Consider the following 21,283-nt stretch of genomic DNA (forward strand, 5'->3'; position numbering starts at 1 on the left):
GTGCTGGTGATCTTCTGGTTCTACTTCCTGGTGCCCTACATCGGCGCCTGGGTGATCGGCTCGAACCAGCCGGTGCAGGTGGGCGCCTTCACCTCGTCGCTGGTCACCTTCATCCTGTTCGAGGCGGCCTACTACTGCGAGATCATGCGCGCCGGCATCCAGTCGATTCCGCGCGGCCAGGTCTGGGCCGGCCAGGCGCTGGGCATGAACTACTGGCAGACCATGGGCAACATCGTGCTGCCGCAGGCGTTCCGCAACATGATCCCGGTCTTGCTCACGCAGACCATCGTGCTGTTCCAGGACGTGTCGCTGGTGTACGTGCTGTCGATCACCGACTTCGTCGGCGCGGCGTCGAAAGTGGCGCAGCGCGACGGCCGCCTGGTGGAGATGTACCTGTTCGTGGCGGTGGTGTATTTCATCATCTGCTTCGGCCTGTCGCTGCTGGTCAAGCAGCTGCAGAAGAAGGTGGCGATCATTCGCTGAGCGTGCCGAAGCATGGCTGAACATGCCGCATATTGAATACCGGATTGAGGAGAGAACATGATTGAAATGAAAGACGTCAGCAAGTGGTACGGCAGCTTCCAGGTGCTGACCGACTGCACGACGCAGGTGGCCAGGGGCGAGGTGGTGGTGGTGTGCGGGCCGTCGGGCTCGGGCAAGTCGACGCTGATCAAGACGGTCAACGGGCTGGAGCCGTTCCAGAAAGGGCAGATCCTGGTGGACGGCGTGTCGGTGGGCAATGCCAAGACCAACCTGTCGAAGCTCAGAGCCAGGATCGGCATGGTGTTCCAGAACTTCGAGCTGTTTCCGCACCTGTCGATCCGCCAGAACCTGACGATCGGCCAGGTCAAGGTGCTGGGCAGGAGCGAGGACGAGGCGACCGAGAAGGGCCTGAAGTACCTGGACCGGGTGGGGCTGATTGCGCAAAAGGACAAGTTTCCCGGCCAGCTGTCGGGCGGGCAGCAGCAGCGGGTGGCGATCGCGCGGGCGCTGTCGATGGACCCGATCGCGATGCTGTTCGACGAGCCGACGTCGGCGCTGGATCCGGAGATGATCAACGAGGTGCTGGACGTGATGGTGGGGCTGGCGCAGGAAGGCATGACGATGATGGTGGTGACGCACGAGATGGGGTTTGCGCGCAAGGTGGCCAACCGGGTGGTGTTCATGGATCGGGGACATATCGTCGATGATTGCAGCAAGGACGAATTCTTCGGCAATCCACGCTCGGAGCGGGCACGCGACTTCCTGGCCAAGATCATTACCCATTGAGCGGCTTCGATTTATATCGAATCAGCCAGTTGTCAGCATTGCGAGGCTAGCAACTTCTTTACTCTAGCTTCGTATGCGCTCAGGCGATCCGTTTGGGACAGCTGGCAGTTGCGTCGACATGCATGCATTTTCGCGGCCGCAAGAACTTGGCTTTGGCGATGCTTTGTATCGGGCCCTGTATTATTTTGAATCGTCCTGAAAAATGGCTCACCTTTCGGGACGCTGATCTCACTCTCTATCTCTGTGAATGGGCAGGACTGAGAGGATTTGGCCCAACATATTTTCGGGCCGGATATATACCAGGGGCCGCTGCTTGACTCCGTGTTGGCATACAAGAACTCCGACTGATCTCCGGCTAAGGAACACTCGTTCCCGTCGATGCCGTCAGGATCGAATACCACTCTTCACGGGACAGCGCCATCCCTGTCGCGGCAACCGCCTCCCGCATTGCCTCGATGCGCTGCGAACCTGTCAGCACCAACGGTCTGGACGGATGCCGGAGAATCCATGCATAGGCGACCGTCGCCGTCGACACGCCATGCCTGTCGGCGATGCTGGTCAGTACGCTTCGCAGCCGCTCCGCACGCGGGCCTTTTTCGTTAAACAGTCTTCCCCCTGCCAGGGCCGACCATGCCATTGGCGCAATGCGCAAACGCTGACACTGGTCGAGCGTGCCATCGTACATGGCATCTGTCTGCATCACCGATAACTCGATTTGGTTGGTCATTAGCGGCATGCGCGAGGCCAGCAGCTCGAACTGCGCCGGCGTGAAGTTGGAAACGCCCAAATGACGCACCTTGCCGTCACGGCGCAGTGTCGTGAACGCCTCAGCCACTTCATCGGCATCCATCAAGGGATCCGGCCGATGAATCAAGAGCAGGTCAAGGTACTCTACGCGCAGCGCCGTCAGTGAATTTTCTACCGAGGCAATGACATGCTCGCGTCCTGTATCGTAATGTTTCAGGCGATGCGCCGGACGGTTGGCGGATATCAGACGGATGCCGCACTTGCTGACGATTTCAATCCTTTCCCGCAGCGTGGGCACCAAAGCCAACGCCTCGCCCAACAAGCGTTCGCCCTCGTAGTCACCGTAGATATCTGCATGGTCAATGGTTGTGATGCCCAGATCAAGTGCCTGTTCGACCAGCGACAGTCGTTGTGCCGGACTCATGTTCCAATCGGCAATCCGCCAAAGGCCGAGAACGACGCGAGAAAATTCGGGACCGTCGCACGTGATTTTGATGCGGGGGCTTTGCATGAGAAAGTCTTCTGGATGATTAAATGCCTTATTCTGTCTCGAATCTCTTCTGTAGTGGATAAAGGGCTGCGGTGTAATGGCGCTATGTATCGTATCAACCTGTCAAAACGGTAAGAGAAGGCCTCGTCGAGAAGGACGCTATAGTCGAAAGTGATGAGCAGCCCGGTCGACGGCTGGCATAGGTGGTCGCAGATTCACTACGACTCACATCATGTGACGCAACAACTATTCTGACGTCAGGGCTCGAGTCGATAGAGATGCAGTGACAGCAGGATCGTTAACCACGCCAATGGCCAAAGGCATCGGCATTCTACCGGGTGCTGCTCATGGCTCGCGGGCATATCGTCGATGAATGCAAAGAACGAGTTCTTCGGTAATCCACTCTCAGAGCGGGCACGTGACTTCGTGGCCAGGATCATCATGCATTCAATAGTTCGACATCGGTGGCGAAGCCATGCCGCCTGTGCCATGGGGCGGGTGTTCTTCCCCATGGCAAGGAGTATTGAGCGGGCTCAGGCTTGTCCAGTTGAATGATGAACGCCAGTGTCGGTGGAAGATTGCGGCCTCATGATTTCCATGAGATGCTGAATGTTACCCCTGAACGCATCAAGCTCGATTGCGTCAGTCTCATCTAACTCTGCGAGGGCCGCCATGCCCTTCTCTGTCACAAGTTTGCTGATACCTTCCAGGATCGCGGCAGGCGTCTTCGCTTCGCTACGTAGGGTGCGTTCAAGCTCGGCATCATCAATTCTGCTTTCCATTGAAGCCGATCGATTCGACAGACCCAATTGTGCATCAATGTCTATGCCAGTGTTGGTGGCATGCCTGTCCTGCTTCTTATGCGTATGCGGGGAGTCTCCGCGCCAGTTCCCTTCGTTCATTCGCCGCATGAGTCTCGGCGCCACTGTATGAGCGGCTCGGGCAAGGGGAAGTGCCAGTATGCTCGCCGTCGCCGAGAGAGTCGCGGCTTTATCGCTCATGCCATTCTTGGTTTTATACTTGTTCCACAAAATATTATAATCATTAGGCTTCCCGTGCAATTTGGATGAACGCACCGCCGCTACAACGGACCTCCTGAAGATTTCATCATTCGAAAGACAGTCCGTGGCAATATTCTTTAGGTTCTGCGCCGCGTATATTGCATAGAAAGTCCGTTCCAGGGTTTTGTTCAATCGGAAGTCTTGAACTTCGTTTTTCATAACCTCACGCCTTATCTGGTGTCGTCGTACGTCGGGTACGAACTTGATGCGGGATACGTAGTCCTTCAGCATGTTCAGGTTAATTAACATACCTTGCAATGATGTTGGGTCTTGGCTTCCGGTGTGATGTGCGGCTTTTGAGAGAGCCTGCATGGAGACGGATTTCCTCAGCTGCGCGGCCATCTGCCGGCCCGTGCCCGCTCCTGCTGCGGGAAACCGTTCCGACGGCGGCCGCGGCAGGTCGTGGTTGCTGCCATTGGGAGAGTAAGCATACGGAGTGCCCCGGCGTTTTACTTCGTCATACCTCTCGTCGTTTGGAACAAGATTTGGCGCCGAGTAACTACTGAACTGGGAAATGCGGAACATTCTTTTCCTTTAAAAATGAGAACGGCGCTTTACGAATTTCAAACTGAAAAGAAGTTGAAGCGCCATCGCAGTGGGTGGCGCGCGGCATACGATAGTTCCATGTCGATGAGCGGAGCGGTCAGGTCCTGCTGCGGCACATTTGCGGACAAGCAGCTTGCATGGGCATGACGATCATACGAACTCCGAGCAAGCGTGCTTCTCTAACGGGTCCATGCGGTGCATTCCCATGCAAGCAGCCTGCACAAGGATTGCATGTGGTTCATGAAGGAATGCGCTGCGCCACAAGGAGCCCCAAATGACCATGACCACACCCAGCCGGAACCGCAATCAGTCCGCGGACCGGCACCAGATGCAGCAGAAGCAGTCCGGCGATCAGCACATCCTGCCGGAAGATGAACCGGGCACCGATCCGCATCGTCCGCACCGGATCAGCCGGGAAGACATGCAGAAGCTGCGGCCCACCGACAATGATCCGGACGATCCGGCCCAACCCTGACGCAGGTCGGCAAACAGCCGGCCGCATTCAAGGGCCGGCTTTCCTTGCAAAACGCAGGAATCAGGTCGCCAGCGGCGGCACGGAGCGGCTTGCGTGCCCGCTTGGGCGGCCTGATGTGAACAGACGTCCGAGCGGAACTTCGACCCAGCGGTGAAATGCGCCGCCGGCAGCAATGCTGGCGCACCATGCGAGCAGCATCCCGCAGCCCTGCACGAAGGCAGAAGCTGCACCGAAGCGCGTGAATGCGGCATTGACCAGCAGGCACACCGGGAAGTGCACCAGGAAGACCGCATAGGAGATGCGGCCGAAATACTGCACGGCAGCCCATGGCCGGGCCGGGCGCGCAGTGCGAGCCGGCAAGGCTACGTGGAATCGATACACCACTGCCAGCAGCAGTGCGATCGTCAATGCCAGCGCAATCCGGCTACGGAAGTCCATCAGCAGCGCCAGTCCGCCGATGAGTAGCATGAGCGCCAGCAAGGACGCTGTGCGGTACGCATTGTTCTTTTCCTGAACTGTCCACCATGCCAGCACGCCCAGTCCATAGCTGCCGAAGAAATAGATTGCCCAGGCATCCCAGCCTGCGTCGCGATTGAAGTAGAACAACGAGGCGGCGACGCCTGTGACCACAAGGATGTGAGCCGCATGCCGCTTGCCCGCCTCGGACGCAGCGCCGGCGGCAAAGCGCAGTACACAGGCCAGCAGCAGGTACAGCTGAAAATCGATGGCAACATACCAGGCTCCGGCTGACAGCGACTCCACGCCCAAAACGTCATGCAGAAGCAGCGCATGGGCCAGCACCTGTCGCCAGTCCGGCAACGCGGTCAGCGAATAATGATCCATCCACATGGAAGCCAGCATGGACGCGAAGACGGCCAGCGCCATTGCAACAATGAACGGCGGCGCCAGTTTCAGGAAGCGCCGCATCCCGGCGTACAGCGGCCGCACCTTCTCGGGCACGCCACGCGGACAGAATGATCGGGCGGCGAGAAAGCCGGCAATGACGAGAAAGATCTGCACGACGATGCGCGCAGGCCCGGCCATCCAGTCAATCAAGCCGGGAAGCATGCCGCGGACGTGGTCCGCCATGGGCCCGTAAAAGGCGAGATGGTGAAGAACGATCAGGTTGAATGCGACGATCCTGAGAACGTCGATAAAACGGAAATGGTGCATCGAAACGGCCGCGCGCACGCGCAAGGGTTGACAGAAGAAAACTCGTCATTTTCTCATGCCTTGGAGAAACTTGTTTGACTGCAAACAAGTTCCGTTAATTCCCTTTCCCTGCGCGCTGCCAACCGATGGCGAGCAGCGCGTGCACGCGACCTCGATGCCTGTCAGATCGCCTTGAGCATCAGCACGATGATACCGGCGCCCAGTGTCATGCCGACACAAGCAGCCGTTTGCACGCGGCGAAGGTTGAACAAGGCGGTGCGGCGACCGGCTTTGGATTCTTGATGTATTAAGTGTTCCATGGATGTCTCTTTCCCAGCGCCGCAATTGTGCGGCGTTGCTCCAGTATAAAAAACGGTTTGTCCGAGCAACATGATCTGCGCCACATCTTTTTGCGCGCGACGCAGAAAAGCAACATTTTTGTGTACAAAACCGGTACTAAGCCGTACATTTCTTGCCAATCTTGCACGATTCGACGGCGCATCCCGTCACTACCGCTCCGGCAATGGACAAGATCGCGGAGGTGGGAAAGCAGCGGAGTCCAAGTTGCAGATGGCGCATTGTTCCGACATTAATGAGTGACAGGAAGCGGGCAAGCGTTCCATCGAGCCGTGCGCCCCGATTCCGATACCTCTCTGACAAAAGCATCTGCCGCCTCGTCGGCTTTTTATGGCCTGCGTGCAACAAAGAGCGCTGGCAGTTGTCTATGAAAGCGTACCCAAACAAAGTGCCTTATACTGTACACCCATACAGTACAAGCAGTAGAAACATCCATGAAGCTGTTCGAAGTCTATAAACTCCACGCTGCCAAAGAACGTCTTGCTGCTGCTGTCATACCAATAGCAGAACGATATCGTACGGCCGGACGGGTCCTTACCTGGCGCCTTATCCACCAAATCGAAAAGGAAGCCCTCGCCACCCTCAAGGAGGCCGGCGATCTCGATTGGGAATATGTGCAAATGGCAACTTCCTCGGAATGGGGATATGTCCCGCGCATCAACCAGCCCGCCGATCTGGAGGGTTACGATGAATTGCCGGTCGCATTGACGACCATTCATCGTGCCTACAATGTCTGTCACTAATACCCGTCCGGAGTCTTGCCGTGACAGATGGGATCGACGGATTTTTTCGGCTGGCGAGGCGTGAAAGGAATCCATAGCGGGGCTATGGATGACGAGTACAACGTGGGCCGGCCTTTTGAGTCTGTCAGTCGAACAATGCATGCACCTTGCCGCTGCGTGCATGATTCACCACCGTCATCAATTGCCGCAATGTGACTCGATGCAGTGACAACGGCGGAAGCTCATGCAGCGGAAAATAGCGGGCGCCGCTGGTTTCCGCAGTATGCTCAAGGAGCCTGCCCGACTCGGGCTCGCACAGGAAAAAACATTTGTGCGCATGCGGCACCTGCGGCGGATGGTCATGCTTGCGCTTGTCGAACAGGGCCAGCAGGCGTACGGGCGTGACCTGCAATCCGGTTTCCTCGCACGTCTCCCGCGCCACCGCCTCGGCGGCAGATTCGCCGATATCGCACCAGCCCCCAGGCAGCGTCCAGTTCCCGTCGCTGTTCTCCCGCACCAGCAGCACCCTGCCCTCTGCATCCAGCACCAGCGCACGCACGTCGATCTTTGGGGTCGCATAATGCGTGTCCACTTCGATCCAGCCAGCCACATGGTCGAGATCGAGCCGCTGCGACTTTGCGATCAGCGCTGCGGACAATTGCTGAAGCAGGGTGAATCTCTCGATGTCATAGCGGTCCTTCGAATAGGCGAGGCCGCTCTGGGCGATCGCCAGCACCTGTTCGATATAAGCCATTACGTCTTCGGTGGTGTTGTTTTCCATTGCCTTTCCGGTCGGAGTTGAAAAGCGATCCGCGCCCCAAGCAAGACACGTTACCCACGAGGAAAGACCTCATCCTCCAGCAGGATCGTATTCTCAAGCACGGCACCGCCGCGCACCTTGGCGCCGGTCAACAGCACGCTGTTGCGCACGACCGCATCCGGCGCAATTTTCACGCGCGGGTACACGATGGAGGTTTCGATGCATGCCTCGGTATCACAGTCTTCGCTGATGATTGCATCGGCGATGTTGCGCTCGCTGATGACATGACGCCGCGCATACTCGGGCAACAGCGTTACAGGCATGTCCTGAAGCTGCAGCGTCGGCGACGCGCCGAGCAGCGCAAGCTGCGCCTGATGGTAGCGCTCGACCGTGCCGATGTCTTCCCAGTATTCGGTGAAGGGAAAGCCCTTGATGATTTCCCCGCCGCGCAGCATTGCCGGAATGACGTCCCTGCTGATGTCATGCTGCCAGTCGGTGCGCGACAGCGCGGCGAGATAATGCTTCAGCACATCGGCGCGAAAGATGCAGACTGCGGAGAAGATGCAATTCGACACCGGATGCGCCGGCTTTTCAATGAAGCTGCGCAGCCTGCCTTGCGCATCGAATTCCACCATGCCGAAAAGATGCACGAACTCGGGGGCGATTTCCTGAAAGCCCATCGTCAGCGCGGCGCCGCTCTCACGATGGAAGGCAATCATCGGCCGGTAGTCGAAGTTATAGACATGATCCGCATGCAGCACCATCACGTCGCTGCAGCCGGTGTCGAAAATGTATCGGGCATTCTTGATCAGCGCATCGGCGGTGCCGTGTTCCGCGGGTCGGCTTACCGAGGCATAGCCGGCATCGAGGTCCGCCAGCGTCATTCCGTCATACGGTCCCAGATGAACGCGGAAGCCGGCCTTGCCGCTCCAGGCGGAAAGCAGATAGCGCATCAGCTGGAGCTCGCTGTAGTGCGACAGCAGCAGTACCTCGGGAATGCCGGAGCGGTACGCATTGTTGAGGCTGAAGTCGATCAGGTGGCACACGCCGCCGAAGGGAATGAGCGGCTTGAGCCGGCGGTGGCCGAGATGGCGCATGCGCTTTCCCATTCCGCCTGCCAGCAGTACGGTTCTCGTCCTGTTCATGATCCTTGTCCCTGCCTCCGCGTGGAATCAAACGTCGTTGATGATGCCGGCCGCGGCGCGGGGCCGGAACATGCCGGAAAATTGCGCCAGCAGCAGCATGCCGAGACAAATCACCGCAGCGGCGCTCATCATGCGCCAGCTGAACGGCATGCCATAGGCGCTCGACATGCTGCCGAACGCCAGCGGGCTGACGACATAGCCGATATTGCAAACCGTGGACAGATTGCCGAGCAGGCGCATGCGCGTCTGCGGATCGGCAATCGAAGTCGACAGGCTGTAGATGGCAGGAATCGCCGGCGACATCAGCAAGCCGGCGGCAAGGTAGCCGGCGAGCGCGAATCCCGGCGCCGTGGCGCTGCCGACCCAAAGTAGCGCCGCAGCACCGGCGGCAAAGCCGAATACGATGACGGGCAAATCGGTCAGCCTGTGCCCCATGCCGTGCACCGCCAGCCGGCCGATGCAGGCTGCGCCCATGTAGATGCTGGGCCCCCAGCTTGCGAGAAACGCGTCCGCTCCGAGGTCGCGCTGCAGATACAGCGCCGACCAGTGATTGACCGCATGTTCCAGTACATACAGAAAAAAACCCATCAGCATGAGCACGGCCAGGGGTGCGCTGAATCGCGGCTGTGCGCCCCGTACAGGACCTCCCGTATCGCGCGGCCGCGTCGGAAATCGGAGCGAACTGAGCGATGTCAGGATCGCTGCCGCCAGCATCAATGCCGCCAGCCCTTCGAAGATGTAAGCCGGCTCGACGCCTTCCCTCCTCATCCAGCCGACCGCCGGCGCGCTCACCACGACAGCCAGCGGGAAAATTGCTTGTCCGACGCTGAACAGCCTCTTCCCCGTCATGTCCTGCGCGCAGGCAATCATGCATGCCAGGGTAACCTCCAGCATGCCGGAAGCCACGCCGCATATCAGCAGCGCCATGCCGAGTTCCCTGCCGCTCTGCACATGGCCCAGCCACAGCGTGCCGGCCGCGTACACCAGCAGGGTCAGCGGCAGCTGCCACCTGCCGAGCCGCGTCCACAGGCGGCCGCCGATGAAAGTGGCAGGCAGCACGCCGACCACCACCATCATCAGCTGTTCGCCGAGTCCCGCATCGGTAAGCCCCAGCCGGCTCTGCACCGCCGGCACCATGGCGCCCCAGGTTGCCCAGAACATGCCCCACATGAGCTTGCTGAGCCAGAGCGGCCAGAAGCGTACGAGCACATGTCCGCCTTCTTGAGTGGATGTCATCCGTCTTCCTCCGTCCCTGGCGGCCGTACTGCCGTCATCGGGTCATTTCTTGATGTTGTGTTGCGTTCTGATGCTTGGAATCGTCTTCCGTCGTTGGCGCAGCCTGTGCTTGCAGCAGGTTCAACTCAGGCGAAGGCGGCCGAAGACCCTGCCGGCGCAGCAACGTTCATTGCTTCATTCTGGCGGCGGGCGATGCCCAGCAGATCCAGCACCATTTCCAGGCCTCGCGGAAGAGATGGATCGCCCGCCTGCGGCAGAAGCAGCGTAGTGACGCCGAGCGCCTGCGCGCCGCCGTCGGTGCTCCAGTTGTCGCCCACCATCAGCGCGCGCCCGGGCGCGATGCCGAGCTGCTCCAACGCACTGCGGAAAGGCGCCGGTTCCGGCTTGAGCGCGCCGAGTTCGAAGGATTGCACGACCGCTTCGACGAAGCAGCCCATGTGGCTGGCGTCGATCGCTGGCCGGATGTTCCAGCCGATATTGCTGACGATGGCAACCGCAATGCCCCGCGCGCTCAGCATGCGCAGCACGGGCAAGGCATCCTGAAAAGGCCGCCATAGCGTGGCATTGCAAAACACTTCATAGAAAGGGTCGGCGAATGCAGCCGGGATGTCCGGGCAGGCATGCACGCAGGCGGTCCACGAAGCCCGGTGCAGCAGTGGGGAATAATCGCAGCTGCGCATGCGCGCTCGTCCGTCCTCGCGTGCCGCGCAGGCGATGATCTGCTCGATCCAGGCGCGGCAGTCGTCTTCACTCGCGGGAAGCCCGATCTCTTCGCACCGTCTGGCCATCAGGTCGGGCAGCAGCGCCGAACGGCTGTTGAAAAGAGTATCGGCGAAATCGAACAGAACGGCGTCGAAGCGGTACGGTGTTTGTGTCATTGCAGATGCGCTTTCAATGGGATGTGGTGAGAGACGGCCGGACCTTTCGCCTATGGAGGCGGGCCATGGGGCAGAATGAGGCGCTTGCCGAGGTCCTGGCCGCCGTTCATTGCCCGCAGCAGTGCCGGCACCTCATGCAGCGCATGCCGGCCCGTAATCATCTGTTCCAGCAGTGCCGGCGAAATGGCGCCTGATCCGATCAGGTCCAGTGCATGCAGGAAATCTTCCCGTTGCAGCCCGTAGCTGCCGGCCAGTTCTACCCTGCGTCCATCTGCCAATACCAGGTGCTGCCTTCGTTCGGCCAGGCGCAGGGCTTGCACATCGATGCCGAGGTAATCGCCGAACGCGGGCTCGATGCCGCCGAAAAGCGTGATGCGTCCGCCGTCCGCAACCATGTTCATCGCTGCGTCGAGCAGAGCGCGCGGCACGAAGGTGGTCGCCAGCACGATCAAATCGGCCCCGGGCTTCACCGTGTCGAGCCTGCTCAACCCGATGCCATGCAGGCCCAGGCTTTCGGCGAAACGCAGGCGTTCCTCGGAGCGGTTCGCAAGAACGACCCGCATGCCGCGGCGTTGCAGTCCGAGCGCAATGAACACGCCCATGGTGCCGGCGCCGGCGACAATGACGCGCTCGGGCAATGCGGAAACGCCATCCAGCGCCATGCGCACGCAATGCTCGGCGCAGGCGACCGGCTCGGCGAGCACGTAATGGGCAAGCCGGCCTTGCCGCTGCGGCAACTTGTACAGCGCCGCTTCCAGCGCGGCAGCGGGTGCGTCCAGCGCGATCAGTTCGGCAAAACCGGACGTGCGGTGCAGCACCACATTGGGATCGAGGCTGACGATGTCGCCGGTACTGAATGCCTCCGTGCCCCAGCATTCGACGATGTCCGCCACCAGTTCATGGCCGAACTGGCTGGGCCCCGGCCGCCTGCCTGCCGCTTCCTTGGCATCAGAACGGCAGACGCCGATCGCATGCGGCCGCAGGATGACGCCAGCCTCGTGCAGGAACTCGATGTCGACGCCCTGGCGCATGGCCACGCCCCGACCGGCATCCAGGCAGGCTTGCCGGGCATGCTGCAATGCCTTGCGGACCGATGCCGACGGCTGGCGAACGAAGGAGGTCTCAGGCATGGATCCCCGCACAGGCTTGTTCAAAGCGTTGAAGGATTTCCGCGATGTCGCTGTCCGTGCAGATCAGCGCCGGCCGGATCTCGACCACGTTGCCGCGGCCATGTTCGGAAATGCGGATGATCACGCCCTGCTGCAGCAAGGCCTTCTGCAGAGCCAGCGCGCGGGTGTTGTCCGGCAGGTTGGCCGCCGGATTGTCGGGCTCAATGATTTCCATGCCTATCATCAGCCCCGCGCCGCGCACTTCGCCGATGAAGGGATAGCGAGCACGCAGGCCGTCCAGACCTTCGCAGAGGAGCTTGCCGACATGCCGGACATTCTCCAGGAAACCCGGCCGCTGCAGGATCTCGATGGTTTTCAGCGCGGCTGCCGCGGCCGGCAGCCAGCCGCCGTTGGTGAAACCGTGGAACAGCTTGTCGAGTCCGGTCAGCCTGTCTTCGGTGAGAATGGCGCCGATAGGCAGGCCGACGCCGCTCATGCCCTTGGCCAGCGTCATGATGTGCGGCGAGACGCCGAAGTAATCGGCGGCGAACATGTGGCCGCAGCGGCCGAAGCCGGTCTGGCATTCATCGAAGATCAGGAGAATGCCGCGTTCATCGCAGAAGGCCTTGAGGCTGGGAAGATAATCCGCAGGTGGAATGATGTTGCCGCCGACACCGAGTATCGGCTCGACCAGCACGCAGGCCACGCTGCCTGTGCTGGCATAGCGGATGAAATCGTCGATGCGCGATACGCACAGCATGCCGCACTGGTCGGGCGACTGCTTGTAGAAGCAGCGGGCGCAATAGGGAGCGGGAACCTGCACGCCGCCCGGAAAGACGTTCGGAAACGGCGTGCGGTGTGTGCTGAACCCCGACAGGCCGGTCATTGCGAAGGTCTGCCCGAGGTGGCTGCGGAACAGGGTGACGACATCCCGCTTGCCTGTGATGTGCTGGGCGATGCGGATCGCGCCTTCGTTGGCGGTGGAGCCGCCGGGTGAGCGCAGATGCGCGCGCGTCAGGTTCGCGGGCGAGATGGCCACCAGCGCCCGCGCCAGGGCATCCACCGCCGGCGCATTGAAGTTGGAGCTGGAAAACACCAGTTCGTCCATCTGCAGCTTGGCGGCTTCCACGACTTCGGGATGGTTGTGTCCGAGGATCAGGTTGAAGGTGCCCGAGACGCAATCCAGGTACTCCCTGCCCTCGTCGTCATGAAGCCGGAGTCCCCGTCCCCTGACCATGGAAATCGGACTGACCGGATAGTAGAACGGCGGATCCTGCAGCAGGGGCAGCAAGGCATTCATCACTGCTCCTCCAGCGCGGTGAGCTGCATGTCGACCCAGCGCGGCAGGTCGAAACCCCGCGCCCTCTTCCAGCGCCGTTCGGCCTTCTCCCTGCGCTCCTCCTGGCCTGCGGCGAACGCCGCCTGCAGCTTGTCGGCGAGCTCGGCGATATCGAAGGGATTGACCAGGTCCACCACGCCGGCCAGTGCTTCCGCCGCACCGGCGCGTTCGGACAGCAGCACCGTTGCATCGCGCCGGTTGAGCAGCGATGCCTCGAATACCGTCAGGTTCTGGCCGTCGATGGTGGAATTGAAGACCAGTACGTCGGCCTCCTGCAGGCAGCCCAGGGTATTGCCCACATCGTTCTCGCAAATCACGCGCACCAGCTCCGCGCCGAAGTGCTTGTTGGTCCTCTCGGCTTCCGCATGAAGCTGGGCCTGGTAGTCGCTGTTGGCCTGTACATAAAGACGATTGGGATTGCAGCGCACCAGCAGGCAGCCGCGCTCGCGCAGGGCGATGCTGTGTTCGCAGGCAAGCCGGAAGGCGGCGATGGCACGGGCTCCGTTCTTGATGGGGTCGGTGCGGCCGGAATGCAATATCAGGAAACGGCCGGCCACCCATGCCCGCAGATCGGCAGGCATTTCTCGCTCGCGGTAATCGATCGCCTGCGGGCTGTAGCCGAGCGGCATGGCCGCAACCCGGGTGCGGCGGCCGGCGTATTCGACAAGCATCTCACCCGCATCTACTTTCGCCTCGGGCAGCAAGTCGCGCACGCACTCCAGGAAATTTCTTGCCCAGCGCTCGGCGAAGAAGCCGATGACGGAAGCGCCGAGCATGCCCTCGATCAATTCCCTGCGCATGAAGCCCGGCAGCATGCGCCAGTAGTCGGCAGAGGGCCAGGGAATATGGATGAACAGCAGGATGCGCTGCTCGGGGCTGACCTTCCTCAGCATGCCGGGCAGCACCGACAGCTGGTAATCATGTACCAGCACGGGTGCCTGCGGCGACTGTTCCAGCTGCAACGCCACGGCTTTGAGGAAGTCCTCGTTGAACAGCTTGTAATTTTGCCAGGCACGCCGGATGTCCGGACCAAAGCTTGGCGCATTCCAGCTGTCCCACAAGGTATTGTTGCAGGCCCAGAGCACGTCGGCAGTCATGATCTCCTGCATGTCGGCAAACACTTGCGCATCATGCTGCTGCATGTGAACGGTGATCGGGCGTTCGCTGGAGGTAAATGCCAGCTGCAGGCCTTGCGGATGGCGGTCGCGCACTTCCCTGTCTTCATCGGTCATTGCCGAGCACATCCAGTCGACGTCGAGCAGGCTGGCCATGTCCGCCACCACATTGGCGGTGCCGCCCGGCGCCAGCATGGCTTCCAGTTCGCCGTTCGCCTTGTTGCGGCTGTAGGTGAGCGGGGAGCGCTTGCTGACCAGAATGATGCGTTGCTTCGTCACGTTAGGTTTTTCCATAGGTGGTATCAGTGATGTCGGTAAAGACTTCAATCCTTGCTGATCAGAAGCTGCCCTTCCAGCAGAGGCTTGAGCTGCATGGCAATCTGCCCCGGCGAGCGGCATTGCACGTTCGGCCATTGCGAGAGCAGCGCGGAAAGGCGCCGGCTGGCGAGACAGGAATTGCGGGGCCGGCAAAAATAGCGCGAGGCTTCGGCGGTGACCGGATGGATCAGCGAGGCATCCAGTTCGTATTCCTGCGCGAGCAGACGAGCCCATTCAAGGCGGCTGATGCGCTGCGGACCCGCCACATGCAGCACGCCGTTCACCGACTGTTCGATGCAGCGGCAATAAATGTCGGCGGCATCCTCGACGTAGATGGGCGTATTCCACAAGGCCTCAGGCACGTCGAGAACTTCTCCCGCAGCCAGCCGCCGCAATGCGAGCGCAAAGAAATTGATCCAGCCGCGCTCAGCCTCTTCCCATCCGTAGACCAGGCTGGTCCGGGCAATCAGGAAATCGCTGCAGGATTGAGCGAGCACCTGTTCGGCGGCCAGCTTGGCACGGCCATAGGCATTGGCAGGCGCTGGCCGCGCATCTTCCGTATAGCTTTCCTGCCCGCCGTCGAACACATTGTCCGTCGACACCAGCAGCTTGTAGGCCTGCGGTGCCAGCCGGCAGGCGTTGCGCGCGATCACTGCATGGCTGCGCATGGCTTCATCCGGACTGTATTCGCAAAGCGAAATGTCAGAAGGCCCGTGTACCAGCACGATGGCATCGGGCTGCATGCGCCATAGCACGGCGGCAAACGCGTCGCGGTCGGCGGCATCCAGGCCCACCCATGCCAGGTCCGGCGATAGCGCTTCCGGCCGGTGGCGCGATGCGAGTGTGGCGCGGTGGCCGGCTCCGGCCAGCCTGGCGGCAAGGCAGCGGCCCACGAAACCCGCACCGATGATAAGAACCTCCATGATGACAAGAACTCCCTTTTCTTTTCGTGTTGGATAGTGACGTACCCTTGCAGATGCGCTTTGCCGGACCTGTCAAGTCAGTGCGTGTTTGTATGCATGTCGCGCGCTTCCCCGGCGAGGCGCCGCAGCGCCGTCTCGATAAGCCGGCCCGGCAGTTTCGCCCGGTCTTCGATGAACAGGCAGCGTCCGATTTCGATAGGGACGGGAAAATGCACCGCGCCGCCGCGATGCTGTTCCGCCTCGTCCAGCGCCGCCTCGCACAACGCCGGTGTGAGTTCCGGCGCATGGATGGGAAGTCCAGCCTGCAGCAACACGTCGACAAAGCGGTTGCGCTCGGAAGGGTCCATCATGCCGAGCGCCTCTGCTAGCGTGACGGTCAGTGCCATGTCGATCGCAACCGCTTCGCCGTGATGCATGCGGTAGCCGGTCGCGGCTTCGAGCGCGGGACTGAAGCAATGCCCCATGTCGACCAGGCGCTGGTAGGTCTGGTCTTCATACGGATTCTTCTGCAGCTCGTCGAGCATCGAGCGGGTGGAGCGCCAGATGATTTCGCGTCCGATTTCCCATGGATCGGAAAAGCGGCTCTCGATCAATGCCTGCTGATGCGCTTCGCACAGCCGGAACAGTTCGCGGTCCGTCACCAGCGCCATCTTCAATATCTCTGCCATGCCGTAGCGCACGCAGGCTTCCGGCAGCGTGTTGAGGAAGGCCGGATCGAGCAGGGCCTGGCTGGGCGGATTGAAGCAGCCGAAATAGTTTTTCTTGCTGCCGAGATTGACGCCGCCCTTGAGCCCGATGCCGGCGTCGACCAGGCCGATCAGCGTGGTGGGTACGCGCATGTGATCGATGCCGCGCCGTATCGCCGAGGCCGCCATCGCCACGACGTCGGTACAGACGCCGCCGCCGATGCCCACCAGCACGGACCTCCGATCCATCTTCGTGGCAAGCGCTTCGTTGCAAATGCGTTCGACGGAAGCAATGGTCTTGTTGCTCTCGCCTCCTTCGAGCACATGCACCGACATGTCGAGGTCGCATTGCCGTATCAGCTGTTCAAGCTGTCTGCCGTAATACTTGTACACCGTAGACGTGGTAACCGCCAGTGCCTTGCGGTTTGCCAGCAGCGCCGGCAGGATGGAGTCCTGCGGCGACAGGATGTCGGCAGTAAGATGCACGCCGTAGTCCTGGCGCTTCCGGCATTCCATCCGGATGCTGTACTGCGGCGCGGGCGCCGGCTGCTGGCGGCGGATCACGCCGCGATGCTGATGATGAACTTCGAACACGATAGCTGCTCCTCGTCTGTTTGGGTCAACATGCCTCGGCGGTGCCGCGCACAAGGCTGCAGGCGGAGATGGAACGTGCCGGCACGCCGACGACGACGAGGCGCAGTTCCCGTTCGCCGTGGTTGCGGAGACCATGCGTGCCGCCAGGCGGGTTGTGCGCGACATCGCCGGTGCCGACTTCGACCTGCCGGTCTTCTATGGTGAGAATTCCCTTGCCGCCGATGATGATATAAACCTCCTCGTCCTCGAAGCCATGGGTATGGCAGCCGATGCTGTGCCCTGGCGGTATGCACACCAGGTCGATCCAGTTGATGGCGGCGCTTCCGAGCACGCGCGCGAATGCGATAGTCTCGATGCCGCCGTGCGCGCACTCCCGCTTGAACACGGCGTCGGCAAACCGGTGGAGCCGCTCAGGCATGCTGTACCTCGCGCCGACGCTGTACCGGCCTCGTCGCCATGAAGTGACCGGCGCCTTCCAGTGCAACGGTATCGGGCTGGGATTCAATGCGGATGATGGCGTTCCAGTCCTGTCCCGTATCCCACGCGTACCGGCCGGCAAGATTTGCGATCAGCTCACGGTACTGTTCTCCGCAGGCGCCGGCGAAACCGCCCACGAGAACAATCTCTTCCAGGCCAAGGGAAAGATGCAGAAAGGCGAGCGCCCTGGCCAAGTGCGATGCCGATACCGTCATGACTTGCCTGGCCCAGGGATCGTTGTCGCGGAATGCTGCGACCAGCACGTCATTGCTCAGGCAGCCGCAGGTATCGCGGGCCAATCTGGCCGCAAGTGAATTGCCATAGGCAGCAGGATCGGCCGCCGCCATCTGGCGCGCAACGCGCAGCGTGCCGCGGCCGGAAGCCACTGCGCCGAGATGAAGGCTGCCGCCGCAATCGCAGGCGAGATCGCCGGCAATCGGTTCCTCGATACTGAAGTGTCCGATCTCTCCGCCCCGCCCGTTCGGTCCGGTACGCGGTTTCCCATCGAGGAACACCTTGAGACCGATGCCCGATCCGATGGTGACGATGGCGAAATCCCGTCCGCCCTGGGCCACCCGGTAATAACCGGCAGCGCTGACGTCGTTGAGCATGGCGACCGGCACCTCCGGCCACAGGGCCTGCAGCTTGTCCTGAAGACGGAAGCCGCCTTTATCGCGCGGGCCGAGTACGGTGGGCATCCGCCACAGCGTACCGTCCGGCGCCATCGGCGACGGCAGTGCGGCGCAGACGCCGGCCAGCTGACACTCTCCGCATAGGGCGTCCGCTTCTTCCTTCAGCACTTCCAGCATGTGCTCGACGATGGCGTCGGCCGAAGCGGTTTCCTGACTCAAAAAGTTCGGCGTGCAGGTTTTTCGGAAGCGCTCCAGGCGGCGGTGCTCTTCGTTATAGAGCCCTGTTCGGATACTTGTGCCCCCGATATCGAACACAAGATAAAACTTTCCATGTCGCATCAGCATTGCATCCTCCGCTGTTATCCAAACCGCTTTGAAAACATGTTAGCGGAATCAAAGCGGTTTGAACTATTGCTTTAGCGTCAATTTGAGCGAGGTCAAGCGAAAGGGAACGGGCTGGAACAAGGCTGGAGTTCAAGTCTGGAAAAGCTTTGGAAGGCGGCAGCCGTCCATCTTTGCGGCGTGCCACACCGGCAAAAACCCTTGCCTACTGGAAGGTCAAGACAAGGTCGGTGGGTCTTCCGGTTCATCCTTGATTCGTACCTCCGCTTCACTGGCAACTCCGGTGCCAGACTGATCGAGCCTGTATGCTGATCCATAGTAGGCCTTGAGCTGCTTCCCCGGCCCCACCGGCCGGATTTGCAGGCCGAAGACCAGTTTCATTCTGTACGGATTCCCGTCCCTGTCTCTGAGACCGACTTCAGCCGGGGCGAATATAACATTGCACTTATGTAGATCGCTGCGGACGATACCGCTCACCTGCATATCCACTCCCGTATTGATACATCGCATCTGGTTGCCGAATCCGAGTGTAGCCAGCGTGTTCTTATCCGTGTTGGCTCTCATATTCGCGATGCCGTCGGAAGCCAGGTACTGCTCGCCGAGTGTCTTGCCTAGCGTGGCTAGATAGGTTTCTCTTCCCTTTTCATCCAGGTCGAGCCCGGAGAATATGCCGACAATGTTGCCATAGGCGGCCAGCGGTTGCGCCTCGATGGCGTAATCGTCAAGCAGCACGCCGTACTGTGGATTTTCGCCATCGCCGACGAGCGCATCGGCCTCTTCTTCAGAATCGCAGTTTTCCCGTGCCAGCCTCGCAACCCGCTGGTTCGCGTAACAGTCGGGCACATCGTTGTTCCTGACGGCCTCGAGGTACCTTTTGATTTCAGCCTCGATGACTCTTTTGAATTCGGAGGACTGCATCATTTTCGGCGGTCTGGCATCCACACCCGATTGAACCAGAGCGGAATTGATATGAGGCAGTTCGTTCCTGTAAAGCTTATGCAGGTAATCGATGCCCTTTACCGTCGCCTTGCCGATTTCCACTCGACTGTCGCAGCGGGTTGGTTCTGCGGGATCGCTGAATGCCGGATGAACCCGTCCGAAATGATTGACGTCGCCCCATGGCCATCTCTTGTTATGGTCGCCACGGAACTGGTAGGGCTCCTTCTGGTGCAGGGTCGGCAGCTTTTCAAGCGACCAGATACCTGTCTCTTCGTCGCCGGCATCGACTATCGGGACGGATCGGAAGACATTCCATGTTGTATGCACCTCGCTGGCTTCATGCTCCTGAAATTCCAATGCGGCCCGATCCTCTGCTGGGCGCATGTCAGCAGGCTCGGCCTTCGTTGCGAGCCTTGCTCTGTAGGCAACGATACCTGGCATGCTCATCAACTTGCCCAGATAAGTCTTGCGCTGACTTGCTGCTTTGTCATTAGCCTTACCGATAAAATTCTCGACGAGGCGAAATTGTTTATCCATGCCTGCTTCAAGAAAATCTTTATCGCTGATTCCGTTAAAAATCGGAACCAGAGCCAAGATACTTTTTATTACGCGGTTTCTATCTCCCTCGTCTTTACTAAAAGCTGTTGATGCACCGCTTCCATCGCCTTTCATTGCTTCATCGATTGGAAGCGGAAAATGACTGGCCCGATACTGGGTAAGCATGTGCACTACATAGCCATTCGATCCCTCCTGGTTATCATAAAGCACCTTGAGTAATGAAGTCATCGCTTTATAGCCCTTGCTGGCATTGAGGAATACATATGGATCAAGATTGTGATGCCCCATAAAGACATCCACTGCCGCAAGCGTTCCGCTCAGGGTTGGACTTTCAATTTCCTTCGCCAGTACAGACTGCGCAGGAAGAGGAGGAAAACAAATCTGACGAAACGTGGATAAGCCAATATGACCATCGCGTCGCTTCGTCTCTCCATTTAGTCTCATGATTCGAGCCCGCACGTCGTAGAGATTCCGGAAGTCTGCGAGACTTTTCTCAATTTCCTGTTCTGACTTGAAATGGCTTATGCCGTCCAGGGATTTCACCTTTGCACCGTTATTTGCAATGAGATGACTCGCGCTATCAAGATCTGCCCGTGGCGCCCGCGATTTGAATCTGTCCACTTCAAGTTTCTTGTCTTGGTCCGACTTTCCATTGAATGCCTCAATATAATCTTCAATAGTCGCACTCGCTCCCGCTGCAACGGCCTTCTCGGCATGTGCAAGCAATACATACAGACTCGACGGATTCCTGTACGGCGTGGGCAATGCTTTTAACGCGGTTGGCACATAGTCATGACATGATATGTGCGGATATCCTTCTGCATGATCTGTCGAACCAGATAGCGTATCGACCAATTGCCGACGTTTTCCGGGACGATTGTGTTTATCCAGTCCAGCCCCGCTAGCGCTCCGTTTCAAGCTGGCGCGCAATTGTTCCGCTATTGCATTACTGCCAGTACCCGCGCCCGGCAAGCTGCTCGGACCCGCTTCCGGCGTGGCCGAACCGTGCGGTGATGCGGGTCGTGGCGACGGCTCGCGACTTCCGGCCGGTGAAGCCGGCAGCGAGGACAGCGACGAAGATAAAGAGGTCAGGCTGGAGCTTCTCACTATTTTCTTTCAGTGGGATGCCTGAATACGCAAGTCGCGGTCGCAGGCACGAAGATTGAAGAACCCGGGTGAGTGGCAGATGCTGCCTTATAGTTCCATCCTGACAGGAAAATTCCATGCACCTGCCAGGCTCTCTTGTGGATTCGTCAGAACGGGCGCTGGAAATCGTAAGAAGCCTGTGGAGTTGCCCCTATTAAATCGGACACCCTGCGGCTAATTGGGCGCGGATGAATTCCCGTGGGGACTTCATTTTTAAGCCCTTGTGCGGGTGCGACTCATTGTAATCGTCGAACCAGCGATCCAGTT

21 protein-coding genes are annotated in these 21,283 nt (G+C 59.9%); 4 read left to right on the top strand and 17 right to left on the bottom strand.

All coding sequences use genetic code 11. The features are described from left to right. Both IGW03_RS33895 and IGW03_RS33900 read left to right on the top strand, forming a co-directional pair. Positions 1-483 (top strand): amino acid ABC transporter permease (locus tag IGW03_RS33895; RefSeq protein WP_194726843.1); only part of this gene is annotated, 483 nt, incomplete at its 5' end. Between the two features lie 57 nt (positions 484-540). Continuing rightward, positions 541-1,269, top strand: a complete 729-nt coding sequence (locus tag IGW03_RS33900) for an amino acid ABC transporter ATP-binding protein (RefSeq protein ID WP_194726844.1) — start codon at positions 541-543, stop codon at positions 1,267-1,269. Between the two features lie 355 nt (positions 1,270-1,624). Here IGW03_RS33900 and IGW03_RS33905 read toward each other — a convergent pair whose 3' ends face one another. After that, a complete protein-coding gene (locus tag IGW03_RS33905; protein WP_194726845.1) occupies positions 1,625-2,527 on the bottom strand; it encodes an aldo/keto reductase in 903 nt (300 codons plus the stop codon). 512 nt (positions 2,528-3,039) lie between these two features. Then, positions 3,040-4,092: a hypothetical protein gene (locus tag IGW03_RS33910; protein WP_194726846.1), complete on the bottom strand. Its 1,053-nt coding sequence runs from the start codon at positions 4,090-4,092 to the stop codon at positions 3,040-3,042. Positions 4,093-4,387: 295 nt separating this feature from the next. On the opposite strand from IGW03_RS33910, the gene IGW03_RS33915 reads away from it, so the two are divergent. Beyond that, positions 4,388-4,588 carry a hypothetical protein gene (locus IGW03_RS33915; protein ID WP_194726847.1) on the top strand — a complete coding sequence of 67 codons (201 nt, stop codon included), beginning with the start codon at positions 4,388-4,390 and terminating at the stop codon, positions 4,586-4,588. A gap of 60 nt (positions 4,589-4,648) precedes the next feature. Here IGW03_RS33915 and IGW03_RS33920 read toward each other — a convergent pair whose 3' ends face one another. Both IGW03_RS33920 and IGW03_RS33925 read right to left on the bottom strand, forming a co-directional pair. Then, complete coding sequence (locus IGW03_RS33920; protein ID WP_194726848.1) at positions 4,649-5,761, bottom strand: acyltransferase family protein; 1,113 nt, start codon at positions 5,759-5,761, stop codon at positions 4,649-4,651. A 161-nt stretch (positions 5,762-5,922) separates the two neighbouring features. Further along, a complete protein-coding gene (locus IGW03_RS33925; protein WP_194726849.1) occupies positions 5,923-6,219 on the bottom strand; it encodes a hypothetical protein in 297 nt (98 codons plus the stop codon). Between the two features lie 312 nt (positions 6,220-6,531). On the opposite strand from IGW03_RS33925, the gene IGW03_RS33930 reads away from it, so the two are divergent. After that, complete coding sequence (locus IGW03_RS33930; protein WP_194726850.1) at positions 6,532-6,840, top strand: DUF2471 family protein; 309 nt, start codon at positions 6,532-6,534, stop codon at positions 6,838-6,840. 124 nt (positions 6,841-6,964) lie between these two features. On the opposite strand, the gene IGW03_RS33935 is transcribed toward IGW03_RS33930, so the two are convergent. From IGW03_RS33935 to IGW03_RS33995, 13 genes are all read right to left on the bottom strand, one after another. Continuing rightward, the gene (locus tag IGW03_RS33935; protein ID WP_194726851.1) at positions 6,965-7,600 is read right to left on the bottom strand and encodes an NUDIX hydrolase; all 636 of its coding nucleotides are present in this window, start codon (positions 7,598-7,600) and stop codon (positions 6,965-6,967) included. A 50-nt stretch (positions 7,601-7,650) separates the two neighbouring features. Continuing rightward, the gene (locus IGW03_RS33940; RefSeq protein WP_194726852.1) at positions 7,651-8,724 is read right to left on the bottom strand and encodes a sugar phosphate nucleotidyltransferase; all 1,074 of its coding nucleotides are present in this window, start codon (positions 8,722-8,724) and stop codon (positions 7,651-7,653) included. Between the two features lie 27 nt (positions 8,725-8,751). Further along, complete coding sequence (locus tag IGW03_RS33945; protein WP_194726853.1) at positions 8,752-9,960, bottom strand: MFS transporter; 1,209 nt, start codon at positions 9,958-9,960, stop codon at positions 8,752-8,754. Between the two features lie 125 nt (positions 9,961-10,085). Then, positions 10,086-10,838, bottom strand: a complete 753-nt coding sequence (locus IGW03_RS33950) for an HAD family hydrolase (protein ID WP_194726854.1) — start codon at positions 10,836-10,838, stop codon at positions 10,086-10,088. 50 nt (positions 10,839-10,888) lie between these two features. After that, positions 10,889-11,968, bottom strand: coding sequence for an MDR/zinc-dependent alcohol dehydrogenase-like family protein (locus IGW03_RS33955; protein ID WP_194726855.1), 1,080 nt, complete (start codon positions 11,966-11,968; stop codon positions 10,889-10,891). Beyond that, positions 11,961-13,247, bottom strand: a complete 1,287-nt coding sequence (locus tag IGW03_RS33960) for an aspartate aminotransferase family protein (protein ID WP_194726856.1) — start codon at positions 13,245-13,247, stop codon at positions 11,961-11,963. The genes IGW03_RS33955 and IGW03_RS33960 overlap by 8 nt, the downstream gene beginning before the upstream one ends. Beyond that, positions 13,247-14,680 carry a trehalose-6-phosphate synthase gene (locus IGW03_RS33965; protein WP_194726857.1) on the bottom strand — a complete coding sequence of 478 codons (1,434 nt, stop codon included), beginning with the start codon at positions 14,678-14,680 and terminating at the stop codon, positions 13,247-13,249. The genes IGW03_RS33960 and IGW03_RS33965 overlap by 1 nt, the downstream gene beginning before the upstream one ends. Positions 14,681-14,724: 44 nt before the next feature. Beyond that, positions 14,725-15,642 carry an SDR family oxidoreductase gene (locus IGW03_RS33970; RefSeq protein WP_194726858.1) on the bottom strand — a complete coding sequence of 306 codons (918 nt, stop codon included), beginning with the start codon at positions 15,640-15,642 and terminating at the stop codon, positions 14,725-14,727. A 77-nt stretch (positions 15,643-15,719) separates the two neighbouring features. Next, complete coding sequence (locus IGW03_RS33975; RefSeq protein ID WP_194726859.1) at positions 15,720-16,922, bottom strand: sedoheptulose 7-phosphate cyclase; 1,203 nt, start codon at positions 16,920-16,922, stop codon at positions 15,720-15,722. 25 nt (positions 16,923-16,947) lie between these two features. After that, the gene (locus tag IGW03_RS33980; RefSeq protein WP_194726860.1) at positions 16,948-17,340 is read right to left on the bottom strand and encodes a cupin domain-containing protein; all 393 of its coding nucleotides are present in this window, start codon (positions 17,338-17,340) and stop codon (positions 16,948-16,950) included. Beyond that, a complete protein-coding gene (locus tag IGW03_RS33985; RefSeq protein WP_194726861.1) occupies positions 17,333-18,376 on the bottom strand; it encodes an ROK family protein in 1,044 nt (347 codons plus the stop codon). The genes IGW03_RS33980 and IGW03_RS33985 overlap by 8 nt, the downstream gene beginning before the upstream one ends. A 213-nt stretch (positions 18,377-18,589) precedes the next feature. Continuing rightward, entirely contained in the window at positions 18,590-20,977 is a 2,388-nt protein-coding gene (locus tag IGW03_RS33990; RefSeq protein ID WP_194726862.1) for a hypothetical protein, read from the bottom strand. A gap of 193 nt (positions 20,978-21,170) precedes the next feature. After that, positions 21,171-21,283, bottom strand: a 113-nt coding sequence (locus tag IGW03_RS33995) for an integrase core domain-containing protein (protein ID WP_194726863.1), incomplete at its 5' end; no start/stop codon positions are given.

It is taken from the genome of Noviherbaspirillum malthae (genome assembly GCF_015352985.1).
In the GTDB taxonomy this organism is placed as follows: Bacteria; Pseudomonadota; Gammaproteobacteria; order Burkholderiales; family Burkholderiaceae_D; genus Noviherbaspirillum; species Noviherbaspirillum malthae.